Origin of the sequence: Caulobacter sp. S45, from assembly GCF_009765965.1 — a bacterium.
Classification (GTDB): Bacteria; Pseudomonadota; Alphaproteobacteria; order Caulobacterales; family Caulobacteraceae; genus CAHJWH01.
In genome coordinates this window covers 1,885,297-1,899,175 of sequence record NZ_LMUL01000014.1, presented here as the reverse complement: position 1 = coordinate 1,899,175, position 13,879 = coordinate 1,885,297, and the positions used below count along the sequence as shown (strand labels likewise).

The window sequence follows — 13,879 nt, the reverse complement described above, 5'->3', positions numbered from 1 at the left end:
ACCCGCCTGTCGCTCGACGTGCCGGCCAAGGGGGCGGAGTTCGACATCATGGTCGAGACCCGCGACTCCAAGCACACCGACGAGATCACCGAGGCGCTGCGCCAGCACGGCTATCCGCCTAGGACGATCTAGGGGCCCCTTCCTTCTCCCCTTGCGGGAGAAGGAAGGGGCCCGGGTGTCGATAGACGCGTGGGAAGGTTGAGGAGGCCTGCTGAGTTTGGCGGCGAGCGTCCGTCGACCCCTCACCCTCCCAGCCAGCGGCCGGGCCCCTCCCTCTCCCGCAAGGGGAGAGGGGATCAATCCTTCGGCCGTGCGGCCTTCTCCACCAGCCCCGAGGTCCCCTCGCGGGCCTCCAGCTTGGCGGCCACCGCGTCGGGCGTGACCCCGGCCGTGCTCAGCAGCACCAGCCAGTGGTAGAGCACGTCAGCGCTCTCGGCGGCCAGCGCGTCGGCGTCGCCCTGCACGGCGGCGATGACAGTCTCCACCGCCTCCTCGCCCAGCTTCTTGGCTACGTAGGCCGGCCCCTTGGACAGCAGCTTGGCGGTATAGGACGTGTTCGGATCATCTCCGCGGCGCGCTTCGATGGTCGCCTGCAGCCGCGCCAGGGCCGAGGCCAGCCTGTCCATATCCGCCATGCTCAGACCTCCCGCACCGGCAGTCCGGCGGCGGCGAGCTCGGCCTTGGCCTGGCGCACGCTCACCTCGCCGAAGTGGAAGATCGAGGCCGCCAGCACCGCGTCGGCCCCGCCGTCGCGCACCGCCTGCACCATGTGCTGGGCCGATCCGGCGCCGCCCGAGGCGATCACCGGGATCGGCGCCGTGCGGCTGACGGCGGCCAGCAGCTCCAGATCATAGCCCGATTTCACCCCGTCGCGGTCCATCGAGGTCAGCAGGATCTCGCCCGCGCCCTTGGCCACCACGGTGGCCACATAGTCCAGCACGTCCAGCCCGGTGGCCTTGCGCCCGCCATAGGTGAACACCTCCCAGCGGCCGGGCGACGTCTGCTTGGCGTCGATGGCGGCGACCACGCACTGGGCCCCGAAGGCGTCGGCGCAGGCGGCGATCAGGTCGGGGTTCTCCACCGCGGCGGTGTTGACCGAGACCTTGTCGGCGCCAGAGCGCAGCAGCCGCCGGGCGTCCTCCACCGCGCGCACCCCGCCGCCGACCGACAGGGGCATGAAGCAGACGTCGGCGGTGCGGGCGATCACGTCGTACATGCTGGCGCGGTTCTCGGTGCTGGCGGCGATGTCCAGGAACATCAGCTCGTCGGCGCCGGCCGCGTCATAGGCCTGGGCCTGCTCCACCGGATCGCCGGCGTCGCGCAGGGAGACGAAGTTGACCCCCTTGACCACGCGCCCGTCCTTGACGTCCAGGCAGGGGATGACGCGGACCTTGACCACCGCCTAGCACCGCGCGGCGGCGAGCGCCTCGGTGGGGTCTAGCGCGCCGGTGTACAGCGCCTTGCCCAGCACGGCGCCGGCGATCGGCACGCCCTTGCGCGCCTTCAGCCGGAAGATGTCGTTGACGTCGGCGACCCCGCCGCTGGCGATCACCGGAATGGCCACCGCGTCGGCCAGGGCGCCGATCTCCTCGACGTTGACGCCGGAAAGCGTGCCGTCGCGGCCGATGTCGGTGACGATCAGGGCGGCGACGCCCGCGTCCTCGAATCGGCGGGCGAGGTCGACGGGGTTCAGGTCCGAGGTCTCCACCCAGCCGTGCACGGCCACGCGGCCGTCGCGGATGTCCACGGCCACGGCGACCTGTTCGGGGAAGGCGGCGGCGGCCAGCTTGACCAGTTCGGGCTCGCGGACGGCGGCGGTGCCCAGCATCACCCGGCTGACCCCGGCCTCGATCCAGGCCTCCACCGCCTCGAAGGTGCGCACGCCCCCGCCGACCTGGACCGGGATGGCGGCGGTCTTGAGGATGGCCTCGACGGCGGCCTTGTTGACCGAGCGGCCCTCGACCGCACCGTCCAGGTCCACCACGTGCAGCCAGGCGAAGCCCTCGCTGGCGAACTTGCGCGCCTGGTCGGCCGGGTCGTCGTTGAACACGGTGACCTGGCCCATGTCGCCCTTGATGAGGCGCACGCAGCGGCCCTCCTTCAGGTCGATGGCCGGATAGAGGATCAAGGGCGCCACTCCAGGAAATTGGCGATGAGCTGCAAGCCGGCGCCTTGGGATTTTTCGGGGTGGAACTGCACCCCCGCGACATTGGCCTTCGCCACCGCCGACACGAACACGCCGCCATGGTCGGTGGTCGCCAGGACGTCGTGCGGCAGGTCGGGATGGAAGGCGAAGGAGTGGGTGAAATACATCTGAGGCTGCTCGCCCGAAGCCTTGATCAGGCCTTGGAACAGCGGGTGGGGCGTGGCGTCGACGTCGTTCCAGCCGACGTGGGGCACCTTGGCGGCGGGCGTCGTGGGCTCCAGCCGGCGGACCTCGCCCGAGATCCAGCCCAGCCCCGTATGAGCGCCGAACTCCAGCCCCAGCGTCGCCAGCAGCTGCATGCCGACGCACACGCCCAGGAAGGGCGCGCCACGGGTCTGCACCGCCTCGGTGATCGCCTCGATCACGCCGGGACGGCCCTTGAGCGCGGCCATGCAGGCGGCGAAGGCCCCGACGCCGGGCAGCATCAGCCGGTCGGCCCTGGCCAGCACCTCGGGGTCGTTGCTAACCACCACCTCGCAGGCGTGCGGCAGCGTTCCGGCCGCCCGGATGAGCGCCTTCTCCGCCGAGCGCAGGTTGCCCGAGCCATAATCGATCAGTGCGACAGTGGACATGATGGGGTCAGAGGACGCCCTTGGTGGAGGGCGCCGCACCCTGGGTCTTGGGGTCGATCTCCACCGCCGCGCGCAGGGCCCGCGCCAGCGCCTTGAAGCCGCTCTCGGCGATGTGGTGGGTGTTCTGGCCGTAGAGGGTCTCCAGGTGCACGCAGGCGCCCAGGTTCATGGCGAAGGCGTGGTGGAATTCCTTGAACAGCTCGGTGTCCATGGTCCCGACCTTGTCGCGCGGGAACACCACGTTCCACACCAGGTAGGGGCGGTTGGACAGGTCGAGCGCGCAGCGGGTCAGGGTCTCGTCCATCGGCACGTAGGCGTGGCCGAACCGGCGGATGCCCTTGAACCCGTCCAGCGCGTCCTTTACCGCCAGGCCCAGCACGATGCCGGTGTCCTCCACGGTGTGGTGCATGTCTATGTGCAGGTCGCCCTTGGTTTCGACCTCGATGTCGATTCCGGCGTGGCGGGCGAAGGATTCCAGCATATGGTCGAAAAAGCCCACGCCGGTGGAGACGGTCGACACGCCGGTCCCGTCCAGGTCCACCCGCACGCGGATGCGGGTCTCCTTGGTGTCGCGCACCTTCTCGCCGATCCGGTGCGTCAGCTGTGCAGAGCCGTCCGCCATGGCTGATCTCCCCAAAGTGGTGGCCTAGATCAGGCCGGCGGCTTCCGCCAGCCCTTTCAAGGGCGTTTGCGGACGCGGACCGTAGTGGCTGATCACTTCGGCGGCGGCGATGGCGCCCAGGCGCCCGCTCTGAGCCAGCGTCAGGCCCCGCGCCAGGCCGAACAGCACGCCGGCCGCGTACTGGTCGCCGGCGCCGGTGGTGTCGATCACCTTGGCCACCGGCTCGGCCGCGACGTCGGCGCGCTCGCCCTTGGAGATGAGGGTCGACCCGGCGGCGCCGCGCGTGACCACGGCGGTCTCCACCTTGGCCGAGAGCGCCTTCAGCGCGGCGCCGAAGTCCTCGGTTTCGAACATGGCGCAGACCTCGACCTCGTTGGCGAAGACGATGTCCATGTCGCCGGCGATGAAGTCGAGCAGGGCGTCGCGGTGGCGATGGACCACGAAGGCGTCCGACAGGGTCAGGGCCACGCGCCGGCCGGCCTTGCGCGCGATCCGCGCCGCCTTGGCGAAGGCCTCGCGGGCGGCGGGGGGGTCGAACAGATAGCCTTCCAGGTAGACGATCCCGGCCGCCTCGATCAGGGCGGGGTCGACGTCGTCGGGGGTGAGCGCGTTGGCGGCGCCGAGATAGGTGCACATGGTGCGCTGGGCGTCGTCGGTGACGTTGATCAGGCAGCGTCCCGTGCCCTCTTCGCCGACCATGGGGGTGGGGTCGAAGTGGACGCCGATGGCGGTGATGTCGTGGCGGAACACCTCGCCGAGCGTGTCTTTGGCCACCTTGCCGATATAGGCCGCCTTGCCGCCCAGGCTGGCCACGCCCGCCACCGTATTGCCGGCCGACCCGCCCGAAGCTTCGATCCCCGCCGCCATCCGCTTGTACAGACTGTCCGCGCGGGCGGTGTCGATCAGCATCATCGCGCCCTTGTCCAGCTTCTCCTCGGCCAGGAAGGCGTCGGAGGCCGGGGCGATGACGTCGACGATGGCGTTGCCGACAGCGGCGACGTCGTAGGAAAGCGGCATGAGTTCGGGCTCGGCGTTGAAAGGCGGCGGACTATAGCGGCCGGACCCGCCAGGGCAACGCGGCGTTGCGTCTTGCGGACAGCGGAGCGAAATGGCGCGAACAATTCGTGAACTGACGGAGCGCTTTTTCCGGGCGGGCGTCGGTTCCGACGTGTTCGGATTGGGGCCATCGCTGGCATTTGTTCCGAACCGGTGGGGAACATGTTCCGAACCGATTCCCCACCGGTTCCGAACCGGTTCGGAACTTTCTCCGCAGATGGAGGATGGAGGATGGAGGATGGAGGGAAGGGAAGAAGGAACGTCGGCTACGCCGACTCGTTTTTGTTCTTGATTTGTTCGTATCGATCGGTCTAGCTTGAGGCATGCCCCATCCACCCCGACAGAGCGAAGCCCAGACCCTGCCGCAAGAGGTCGCGGACTGGCTAGACGCTCTGTTGGGCGAGTTGGAGGCGTTCGCGGATGCGATCCTCGTCACGCCGGTAGAAGGTCCACTGCTTGATCCGTTTGGACGCCACCAGGCCCGCGTCGGTCAGCACGCCCATGTGCTGGCTGAGCGTCGGCTGGGTCACCCCCAGCTTCTGGGCGATGTAGACCGCGCACACCCCGTCCTCGACCAGGTCGCCGTCGGTCTGGGGCGGAAAGTGCGCACGCGGGTCGCGCAGCCACGCCAGGATCTGCAGGCGGGGCGGGCTGGCCAGGGCGCGGAAGAGGTCGGCGTTTTCCACTTTGGCTCTTTGCTAATCACCTAATTTATGACAGCGTTCGGTCCCTTAGTCGAAGCGATTTTCAGCGCCTCGATCATCCGATCGTTGGAGGCGAGATGGCGACCTACCCCTTCGTCACCCTGGACGTGTTCACGGACCAGCGTTTCGGCGGCAATCCCCTGGCCGTGTTCCCGGACGCCCGGGGCCTGGACGGCGCGCAGATGCAGGCGCTCGCCCGCGAGTTCAATCTGAGTGAGACGGCCTTCGTCCTGCCGCCGCAGGACCCGGCGAACACCGCCCAGGTCCGCATCTTCACCCCCCAGACCGAGCTGCCCTTCGCCGGGCACCCGAACGTAGGGACGGCCTGGGTCCTGGCCACGGCCGGCCGCGACCGGGACGGCGCGCTGCGGTTCGAGGAGATCGCCGGCCTGGTCGAGATCGCGGTGGAGCGGCGAGAGGGCGAGGTCGTGGCCTGTTCGGTCGCGGCCCCCCGGCCGCTGGCGCGCGACACCGCTCCCGGCGCTGCGCTGATCGCGGCCTGCGCCGGCTTGGCCGCCGAGGACGTGGGCCAGGCCTTCACCGCTTCGGTGGGGGCGGGCTTCGTCTGCGCGGCTGTGTCCGCCGAGGCGCTGCATCGCGCCAAGCCCGACCTGGCCGGCTTCGAGGCGGCAGGCAAGGCGTGGCCGGCCGGCGACTTCGCCCTGTGCCTCTATGCGCGCGGGACCGGGCGCGACGTGGCCATGCGCATGTTCGCGCCGGTGTTCGGCATCGCCGAGGACCCCGCCACCGGCGCCGCCGCGGCTGCGCTTGGCGCCCTGTTGCTGGACCTGGACGGCGGCGACGCCGCCAGCTTCGAGATACGGCAGGGGGCCGAGATGGGGCGTCCCAGCTTCATCCGGGTCGGGGCGCGCCGCACCCCGGATGGCGTCCGCGCCACAGTCGGCGGCGGCTGCGTGCCGGTGCTGAAGGGCGAGGCGCAGATCTAGTCGCCGCCCGCATCGTTCTTGTTATGTTCTATTGGCCGTGCGATGCTCGGCTATGGCTTCATCCGTCCCCATCGTCGGCGCGGTCAAGGGTCGCGGCGCCAAGTCCAACCATGTCGGCCGCTATGAGCCGACCCAGCACGAGGATTTCGACGACGGCTGGACGCTGGACGACCCGGCGCCGAGGAGGCTCGACACCACTCTGACGGCGGAGACGGCGCGCACCATCCTCACCCGCAACGACAGCCCCGACGTCGGCTTCGACCGCTCGATCAACCCCTATCGCGGGTGCGAGCACGGCTGCATCTACTGCTACGCGCGTCCTGCCCACGCCTATATGGGCCTGTCGCCGGGGGTGGATTTCGAGACCAAACTGTTCTTCAAGCCCGACGCCGCGCGCCTGCTGGAACGGGAGCTGTCCAATCCGCGCTACGCCTGCAAGCCGGTCCACATCGGCGGCAATACCGACCCCTACCAACCGGTGGAGGCGCGCACCCGGGTCACGCGCGGCGTGCTGGAGGTGCTGGAGCGGTTCAACCACCCGCTCAGCATCATCACCAAGTCGGCCCTGATCGTGCGCGACGCCGACATCCTGGGACGGATGGGCCGGGCGGGACTGGCGCGCGCCTTCGTCTCGGTGACGACGCTGGACCGCAGGCTCGCCCGCGCCATGGAGCCTCGCGCCGCCACGCCCGAGCGCCGGCTGGACGCGGTCAGGGCGCTGAAGGCCGCCGGGGCCAGCGTGGGGGTGTTGTTCGCCCCGGCCATACCCGGGCTCAACGACCACGAGATGGAGGCGGTGCTGACCCGTGCGGCCGAGGCGGGCGCGACCTCGGTCGGCTTCACGGTCCTGCGCCTGCCGCTGGAGATCAAGGACCTGTTCCGCGAATGGCTGGAGGCCGAGCGGCCCGACCGCGCCAGGCGGGTGATGTCGCTGGTCCGCCAGATGCGCGGCGGCAAGGACTACGACGCGGAGTGGGGCCAGCGGATGCGCGGCCAGGGGCCGATCGCCGACCTGATGCGCCAGCGCTTCGATCGCGCCTGCGCCAGCCTCGGGCTCAATCGGGAACGCGCGCCGCTGAGGACGGACCTGTTCCGCCCGCCGCCGAAGGCCGGAGACCAGATGAGCTTGTTCTGACGCCTCGTCCGCTAAGGCTGGGGCAGGGCGGCCTGTATCTGCTGCAGGACTTCGCCGGCGAAGGCGTCCTTGGTCGTGCACGATAGCGGCTTGTCCTCGTGCGCCCCAAAGCCTCGGACCTCGAGAATCCCGTCCATGCCGCTGCGCACCGTCAGCCGGCCGGACGCGACGGAGACGGTTATCGAGACGCGGGTCTTGGTGCGGCTGTCCCAGAGGAAGGGAATGCCGAGTCCGGTCCCGCAGTCGGCCTCTTTCTGGGTGAACTTGTGATCGGTCGGCAGCGTCGAGAAGCTCGTGCCGTCCGCGCTCATGGGCTCCAGCGCATAGCCCAGCGCCTCCAGGACCTTGCGCGCCGTGGCCAGCACGACATCCCCGCCCTGGGCGACTTGGACGGAGGCGCCTTCGCCCTGGGGTGGGAGCGGCTTGGGCAGCGTGACCCTGCCGGCGGCCTTGTCTGCGAGGGTTTCCTGGATTTCCCTGATCGCCGCCAGTTGAAGCGCGATCTGTTCGGTCGAGACGGTGATGATCAGGCCGTCGCCGAACTTGGGACTTAGTTTTATCTCGTAGATTTTCCCTTCCCGCCCCTCCAGTGTCGCCTCATCGAATTCAACCACGACATCTTCGGTGTAAATGCACCCAAAAAGCTTATCGCAATGAGAAGAGTCGGACGTTATTTTTTTCAGGGGTAGAAAATTTGCGGTGTCGTCAGAAGCAGTTTCGTAGAATTTCCATTCTTTTCCAGTGTATGTGATATGGACATAAAGCTGGTTTGCCACTTCTCCTGTCTTTTTATCTATAAATGTGCGTAGTCGCGAGTCGTGATCTATCCCGACAAAAGGGTCCACCTTGAGTTCCGGGCCGACCAATTTTGCACTTGGATCGAACCGGTCATTGGAGACCTGGACCGGCGGCAGGGCCGCATAGCTCGCTGAAGCGCCAGCCGACATCGCCATTCCGGCGACCAAGGACACGCCGAAGCTTTGCGCTGCGCGCAGATTCCAACAATTCATCACGCCCCCACGGCCGGGCGATCCGCCCGGATACAACCGTGTGTAAATTCCGCTGACTTCGCCCGTCAACGGCGGACTCGACGGGCGGGTGTGGCTACTCGCCCACCGTTTCCGGCGGGATCGCGTAGACCCGCGAGCAGTATTCGCAGGTGACGTGGATGGCGCCGTCGGGCTCGGTCATCTCGGCGATGTCGGCGGCGGGGAAGCTCTTCAGCATGCCCACCACCCGATCCTCCGAGCAGCGGCAGTAGGCGCGCAGCGGCTTGGGCGGATACAGGCGCACGCCGTCCTCGTGGAACAGGCGGTAGAGCAGGGTCTCCGGCGGGATCAGCGGATCGACCAGTTCGTCCTCGCCGAGCGTCTCGAACAGGGCCTGGGCCCGCACCCAGGCGTCCTCGGTCGAGCCGCGCGCGTCGTCCTCGGCGATGTTCTGGATCATCATGCCGCCGGCCCGATAGGCGCTCCCGTCCGCGTCGTGGACCTCGCCCACCGCCAGGCGCACGCGGGTCGGCACCTGCTCGGACTGGGCGAAATAGGTCTCTGCGCACAGGGCCAGGGTCTCGCCGTCGATCGGCGTGACGCCCTGGTAGCGGTCATTCATGTCGGCCGGGTCGACGGTCATGACGAACACGCCCTCGCCCAGCAGGGTCCGCGCGCCCGGCCGCACGAAGCTCTTGGCGGCCTCCGCCACCGCCTCGGCCACCCGTTCGGCGTCGAAGCTGCAATAGCCGCGCAGGCCGCCGGAGGTGTCGTAGTCGGCGACCACATAGCTCACCGGCCCCTTGCCCTGGGCCTGGACGATCAGCCGGCCCTCGAACTTCAGCGCCGAGCCGACCAGGGCGGCGAGCGCGCAGGCCTCGCCCAGCAGGTTGGCCACCGGTTCGGGATAGTCGTGGCGGCGCAGGATCTCGTCGACCACAGCCCCCAGGCGCACGATGCGGCCGCGCGCGGGCTGCTGCTCGATCTGGAAGGTGGCGACGAGGTCGTCGCTCGGCGTGGCGGAAGGCGATGAAGCGTGGGCGGGAGCTTGGGTCACGGACAGTCTCTGGCGCGACGGCGGCGTCGCGGCGTCTGGCGCACCGGAAGATGCGGATGATCGGGTCGCGCCGAGAGATAGGAAGCGGGATCGGCTTTTGCGAGCCGTGCATCGCTGAAGCCCTTGTCCGGCACGGTTGACGGCGCGAGCTGGGCGGGCGAGGTTAACCCCGCAACCAGGCCTCGGGGGACGCATGTCGCTGCTGACGGAATTCCGCGCCTTCATCGCGCGCGGCAACGTGGTCGACCTGGCGGTCGGTGTGATCATCGGCGCCGCCTTCGGCAAGATCGTCACCAGCCTGGTCGACAATATCATCATGCCGCCGATCGGCCTGCTGTTGGGCCAGGTGGACTTCTCCCAGCTCAAGGTCGTGCTCAAGGCCGCCGACCCGGCGGCCAAGCACGCCGAGGTGGCGATCGGCTACGGCGTGTTCGTCAACACCGCGGTGCAGTTCATCATCATCGCCGCGGCGGTGTTCCTGATTGTGAAGTTGGTCAGCATGACCCAGCGCAAGGAAGCCGAGACGCCCGCGGCCCCGCCCGCGCCCACCACCAGCGAGGCGCTGCTGATGGAAATCCGCGACGCGTTGAAGGCCAAGGTCTGACGCCGTTCTCCTCTCCCGCAGGGGGAGGGGGGAAGACCAGATGACAACAGCCACGCGGAACGCCATATCCGCCCCATGTCCGTCCGAGCCAAGATTTGCGGTCTATCCACGCCCCAAGCCGTGCAAGCGGCGGTGGACGGCGGCGCGGAGCTGATCGGCTTCGTCTTCTTCGCCCCCAGCCCGCGCGACATCGCGCCGGAACGGGCAGCGACCCTGGCCGCGCCCGCGCGGGCCAAGGGGCTGGACGTGGTGGCGGTGACGGTGGACGCCTCCGACGCGCTGCTCGACGCCATCGCCCGCACGCTGAAGCCCGACCTGATCCAACTCCACGGCCATGAAACCCCGGCCCGCGCCGCCGAGGTCCACGCCCGCACCGGAGCCGGGGTGATCCGGGCTTTCCGCGTCTCGGAGGCCGCGGACCTCGAGGCGGCCAGGGCGTTCGAGGGCGTCGCCGACTACCTGATGTTCGACGCCAAGGCCCCCAAGGGCGCGATCCTGCCCGGCGGCAACGGGGCGGCGTTCGACTGGAGCCTGCTGACCGGGCGCAGCTTCGCCAAGCCCTGGTTCCTGGCCGGCGGGCTCGATCCGGACAATGTGACCGAGGCCGTGCGCGCGTCCGGCGCACCGCTGGCGGACGTTTCCTCTGGCGTCGAGACCGCCCCCGGCGTTAAAGACCCCGCTCTCATCAAGGCCTTTCTGGAAGCGGTCCACCGCGTCTGACGCGACGGCCGCAGAACGCCAGCCCCCGAGCCGTCAATCATGACCGTCCCGCTGAAGCCCAACGACTATTCCGCCTATCCCGACGCCCAGGGCCGCTTCGGCGCGTTCGGCGGTCGCTATGTGGCGGAAACGCTGATGCCGCTGGTGCTGCAGCTCGGCGACGCCTACGCGGCGGCCAAGGTCGACCCGGCCTTCCAGGCGGAGCTGCGGGGCTATCTGACCCACTATGTCGGCCGGCCCAGCCCGCTGTATTTCGCCGAGCGGCTGACCGCCCATTTCGGGGGGGCCAAGATCTACTTCAAGCGCGAGGAGCTGAACCACACCGGCGCGCACAAGATCAACAACTGCATGGGCCAGATCCTGCTGGCCATGCGCATGGGCAAGACCCGCATCATCGCCGAGACCGGCGCGGGTCAGCACGGCGTGGCCACCGCCACCGTCTGCGCCCGCTTCGGCCTGCCGTGCATCATCTACATGGGCGCGGTCGATGTGGAGCGGCAGAAGCCCAACGTCTTCCGCATGAACCTGCTCGGCGCCGAGGTGCGGCCGGTGCATTCGGGCGCCTCGACGCTCAAGGACGCCATGAACGAGGCGATGCGCGACTGGGTCGGCAACGTCGAGGATACCTACTACATCATCGGCAGCGCCGCCGGTCCGCACCCGTACCCTGAGATGGTGCGCGACTTCCAGGCGGTGATCGGGACCGAGACCCGCGCCCAGATGCTGGAGGCCGAGGGCCGTCTGCCCGACGTGGTGGTCGCCTGCGTCGGCGGCGGCTCCAACGCCATCGGCATGTTCCACCCCTTCCTCAACGACGAGGGCGTGCGCCTGATCGGCGTGGAGGCGTCCGGCCATGGGGTCCATACCGACAAGCACGCCGCCACCCTCACCGCCGGTCGACCCGGCGTGCTGCATGGCGCCCGCAGCTACCTGCTGCAGGACGAGGACGGCCAGGTGCTGGAGGCGCACTCGATCTCCGCCGGCCTGGACTATCCGGGCGTGGGGCCTGAGCACTCGTTCCTGTTCGACGTCGGCCGCGCCCAGTACATCTCCTGCACCGACGACGAGGCGCTCGCCGCCTTCCAGCTCTGCGCCGAACTGGAGGGGATCATCCCGGCCCTGGAAAGCGCCCACGCCATCGCCAAGCTCGGCGACCTGGCGCGCGACATCGGCAAGGGCGGGATCATCGCGCTCTGCCTGTCGGGCCGGGGCGACAAGGACATCTTCACCGTGGCCGACGTGCTTGGGCGGTCGATATGACTGGGAGCCTCTCCCCTCTTCTCCCCTCCCCCTCGAGGGGGGAAGGGTCGGGGATGGGGGTGTATGCGCCCGGGTTTTCGAAGCTCACATACGAGGCGCCGCGCCTCTTGCGCTCCAGCCGTCGTCGTCCTGCACCCACCCCCACCCAACCCTCCCCCTTCGAGGGGGAGGGCTCGGAAGCCTGACATGCCTAATCGTATCGACGCCCGCTTCTCAGCCCTCAAGGCGCAGGATCGCGCCGCCTTCGTGGCCTATGTCATGGCCGGCGACCCCGACGCCGCCACGGCGCTGGAAATCCTGCGCGGCCTGCCCGCCGCCGGGGCCGACATCATCGAGCTGGGCTTCCCCTTCTCCGACCCCATGGCCGAGGGCGTGCCGATCCAGCGCGCCGCCCAGCGGGCGCTGAAGGGCGGGATGCGGATGAAGGGCGTGCTGGAGCTGGTGCGCGCCTTCCGTCAGGGCGACGCCGAGACCCCGGTGATCCTGATGGGCTATCTCAACAACTTGGAGGCCTATGGCCACGCGGCCTTCGCGCGCGACGCGGCCGAGGCCGGCGCCGACGGCCTGATCGTGGTCGATTGCCCGCCGGAAGAGGCCGATCCCCTGGCCGACGCGCTGGACGCGGAGGGACTGGCCCTGATCCGCCTGGCCACGCCGACCACCGACGACGCGCGGCTGGAAGTGGTGGCGCGGCGCACCTCGGGGTTTGTCTACTACGTCTCGGTCGCCGGGGTGACCGGGACCAAGGAGGCGGACGCCGACATTGTCGCCCCCGCCGTGGCGCGGGTGCGCGAGGCGACCGGCCTGCCGGTGGCGGTGGGCTTCGGTATCCGGACGCCCGAGCGGGCTGCCGCCATCGCCAAGGTGGCCGACGCCGCCGTGATCGGTTCGGCCCTGGTCGACGAGATCGCCGGAGCGCTTACCGATGGAACGCCGGCCGCGGCCCGTGTGCTGGCCCTGGCCAAGCGGCTGGCGGACGCTGTGCATGGCGCGCGCGTCTCCGAGACGGTAGGCTAGCCCATGGCCGACAGGAAACCCCCCAAAGGCGTCGGCCCCGCCGAACCGCCCAAGCCCGACGAAATCGTGGACGCGGCCGGGCACGCGCCGCACCGCCAGCGCGGCCTGGGCTGGCTGTCCAAGATCGCGCCGGGCGTGCGCGGCTTCGTCGGCCGGAAGGAGACGCCGGACAACCTGTGGGTCAAATGCCCCGACACCGGCGAGATGATCTACCGCGCCGATCTGGACAACGCGATGTGGGTGACGCCCTCGGGCTTCCACATGCGGATCGGGCCGGACCTGCGGTTCCGCTTCACCTTCGACGGCGGCGTCTACGACAAGATCGCCTCGCCCGTGGTGCGCGACGACCCGCTCGGCTTCTCCGACCAGAAGCCCTATCCGGAACGTCTGGCGGCGGCGCGCAAGGCGACCGGGCGGCAGGACACCGTGGCCATCGGCGCCGGGGTGATCCGCAGCGTGCCGGCCGTGGCCATGGTGCAGGACTTCGCCTTCATGGGCGGGTCTCTGGGCATGGCGGCGGGCGAGGGCTTCATCAAGGCCGCCGAGACCGCGCTGGAGCGCGAGGTGCCATTGGTGGCCTTCACCGCCGCCGGCGGCGCGCGGATGCAGGAAGGCGCCCTGTCGCTGATGCAGATGGCCCGCACCACCCTGGCGATCCAGGACCTGAAGCGCGCGCGCCTGCCCTATGTGGTGGTGCTGACCGATCCCACGACCGGCGGCGTCACCGCCAGCTACGCCATGCTGGGCGACGTCCACCTGGCCGAGCCCGGCGCCCTGATCGGCTTCGCCGGCCCGCGCGTGATCGAGCAGACCATCCGCGAGACCCTGCCCGAGGGCTTCCAGCGCTCCGAGTACCTGGAGCAGAAGGGCATGGTCGACAAGGTGGTCAACCGGCGCGAACTGCCCGACACCCTCGGCTCGATCCTGAAGACCCTGATGCTGGGACGCGCGCGCCGGGCGGCTTGATTTTCTCCTCTCCCACTGTGCAGG

Annotated in this window: 16 protein-coding genes and 1 pseudogene; 8 read left to right on the top strand and 9 right to left on the bottom strand. The window is 69.4% G+C overall.

Annotated features, from left to right (window positions below):
* Positions 1 to 132: pseudogene (locus GSQ87_RS22835) on the top strand (threonine ammonia-lyase); the annotation flags it as partial.
* 164 nt (positions 133 to 296) lie between these two features.
* On the opposite strand, the gene GSQ87_RS15875 reads toward GSQ87_RS22835, so the two are convergent.
* The 7 genes from GSQ87_RS15875 to GSQ87_RS15845 all read right to left on the bottom strand — a co-directional run bounded on the left by GSQ87_RS15875 (position 297) and on the right by GSQ87_RS15845 (position 5,142).
* Positions 297 to 626 carry a phosphoribosyl-ATP diphosphatase gene (locus GSQ87_RS15875; RefSeq protein ID WP_158917776.1) on the bottom strand — a complete coding sequence of 110 codons (330 nt, stop codon included), beginning with the start codon at positions 624 to 626 and terminating at the stop codon, positions 297 to 299.
* Positions 627 to 637: 11 nt separating this feature from the next.
* Positions 638 to 1,399: an imidazole glycerol phosphate synthase subunit HisF gene (gene hisF / locus GSQ87_RS15870; RefSeq protein WP_158916316.1), complete on the bottom strand. Its 762-nt coding sequence runs from the start codon at positions 1,397 to 1,399 to the stop codon at positions 638 to 640.
* Between the two features lie 3 nt (positions 1,400 to 1,402).
* The gene (hisA, locus tag GSQ87_RS15865; RefSeq protein ID WP_158916315.1) at positions 1,403 to 2,128 is read right to left on the bottom strand and encodes a 1-(5-phosphoribosyl)-5-[(5-phosphoribosylamino)methylideneamino]imidazole-4-carboxamide isomerase; all 726 of its coding nucleotides are present in this window, start codon (positions 2,126 to 2,128) and stop codon (positions 1,403 to 1,405) included.
* Positions 2,125 to 2,778 carry an imidazole glycerol phosphate synthase subunit HisH gene (gene hisH, locus GSQ87_RS15860; protein WP_158916314.1) on the bottom strand — a complete coding sequence of 218 codons (654 nt, stop codon included), beginning with the start codon at positions 2,776 to 2,778 and terminating at the stop codon, positions 2,125 to 2,127. The genes hisA and hisH overlap by 4 nt, the downstream gene beginning before the upstream one ends.
* Before the next feature lie 7 nt (positions 2,779 to 2,785).
* A complete protein-coding gene (gene hisB, locus GSQ87_RS15855) occupies positions 2,786 to 3,400 on the bottom strand; it encodes an imidazoleglycerol-phosphate dehydratase HisB (RefSeq protein ID WP_158916313.1) in 615 nt (204 codons plus the stop codon).
* 24 nt (positions 3,401 to 3,424) lie between these two features.
* Complete coding sequence (locus GSQ87_RS15850; RefSeq protein WP_158916312.1) at positions 3,425 to 4,417, bottom strand: adenosine kinase; 993 nt, start codon at positions 4,415 to 4,417, stop codon at positions 3,425 to 3,427.
* Positions 4,418 to 4,839: 422 nt separating this feature from the next.
* Positions 4,840 to 5,142, bottom strand: coding sequence for a helix-turn-helix transcriptional regulator (locus GSQ87_RS15845; protein WP_158916311.1), 303 nt, complete (start codon positions 5,140 to 5,142; stop codon positions 4,840 to 4,842).
* A gap of 95 nt (positions 5,143 to 5,237) precedes the next feature.
* Here GSQ87_RS15845 and GSQ87_RS15840 point away from each other — a divergent pair, with 95 nt between their 5' ends.
* Together GSQ87_RS15840 and GSQ87_RS15835 are read left to right on the top strand one after the other, a co-directional pair.
* The gene (locus GSQ87_RS15840; RefSeq protein WP_158916310.1) at positions 5,238 to 6,107 is read left to right on the top strand and encodes a PhzF family phenazine biosynthesis protein; all 870 of its coding nucleotides are present in this window, start codon (positions 5,238 to 5,240) and stop codon (positions 6,105 to 6,107) included.
* Positions 6,108 to 6,159: 52 nt separating this feature from the next.
* Positions 6,160 to 7,242, top strand: coding sequence for a PA0069 family radical SAM protein (locus tag GSQ87_RS15835; protein ID WP_158916309.1), 1,083 nt, complete (start codon positions 6,160 to 6,162; stop codon positions 7,240 to 7,242).
* A gap of 11 nt (positions 7,243 to 7,253) precedes the next feature.
* Here GSQ87_RS15835 and GSQ87_RS15830 read toward each other — a convergent pair whose 3' ends face one another.
* Both GSQ87_RS15830 and GSQ87_RS15825 read right to left on the bottom strand, forming a co-directional pair.
* On the bottom strand, positions 7,254 to 8,321 hold the full coding sequence (locus tag GSQ87_RS15830; RefSeq protein WP_158916308.1) for a hypothetical protein: 1,068 nt from the start codon (positions 8,319 to 8,321) through the stop codon (positions 7,254 to 7,256).
* A gap of 25 nt (positions 8,322 to 8,346) precedes the next feature.
* Entirely contained in the window at positions 8,347 to 9,288 is a 942-nt protein-coding gene (locus GSQ87_RS15825; protein ID WP_254063020.1) for an Hsp33 family molecular chaperone, read from the bottom strand.
* A gap of 193 nt (positions 9,289 to 9,481) precedes the next feature.
* Here GSQ87_RS15825 and mscL point away from each other — a divergent pair, with 193 nt between their 5' ends.
* From mscL to accD, 5 genes are all read left to right on the top strand, one after another.
* Complete coding sequence (gene mscL / locus GSQ87_RS15820; RefSeq protein ID WP_158916306.1) at positions 9,482 to 9,892, top strand: large-conductance mechanosensitive channel protein MscL; 411 nt, start codon at positions 9,482 to 9,484, stop codon at positions 9,890 to 9,892.
* A gap of 75 nt (positions 9,893 to 9,967) precedes the next feature.
* Positions 9,968 to 10,612 (top strand): phosphoribosylanthranilate isomerase, encoded by a 645-nt coding sequence (locus GSQ87_RS15815; RefSeq protein ID WP_158916305.1) that lies wholly within the window; start codon positions 9,968 to 9,970, stop codon positions 10,610 to 10,612.
* A 39-nt stretch (positions 10,613 to 10,651) separates the two neighbouring features.
* On the top strand, positions 10,652 to 11,872 hold the full coding sequence (trpB, locus tag GSQ87_RS15810; protein ID WP_158916304.1) for a tryptophan synthase subunit beta: 1,221 nt from the start codon (positions 10,652 to 10,654) through the stop codon (positions 11,870 to 11,872).
* Between the two features lie 186 nt (positions 11,873 to 12,058).
* The gene (trpA, locus tag GSQ87_RS15805; RefSeq protein WP_158916303.1) at positions 12,059 to 12,889 is read left to right on the top strand and encodes a tryptophan synthase subunit alpha; all 831 of its coding nucleotides are present in this window, start codon (positions 12,059 to 12,061) and stop codon (positions 12,887 to 12,889) included.
* Positions 12,890 to 12,892: 3 nt separating this feature from the next.
* Positions 12,893 to 13,855, top strand: coding sequence for an acetyl-CoA carboxylase, carboxyltransferase subunit beta (accD, locus tag GSQ87_RS15800; protein ID WP_158916302.1), 963 nt, complete (start codon positions 12,893 to 12,895; stop codon positions 13,853 to 13,855).
* The last annotated feature ends 24 nt before the right edge of the window (positions 13,856 to 13,879 follow it).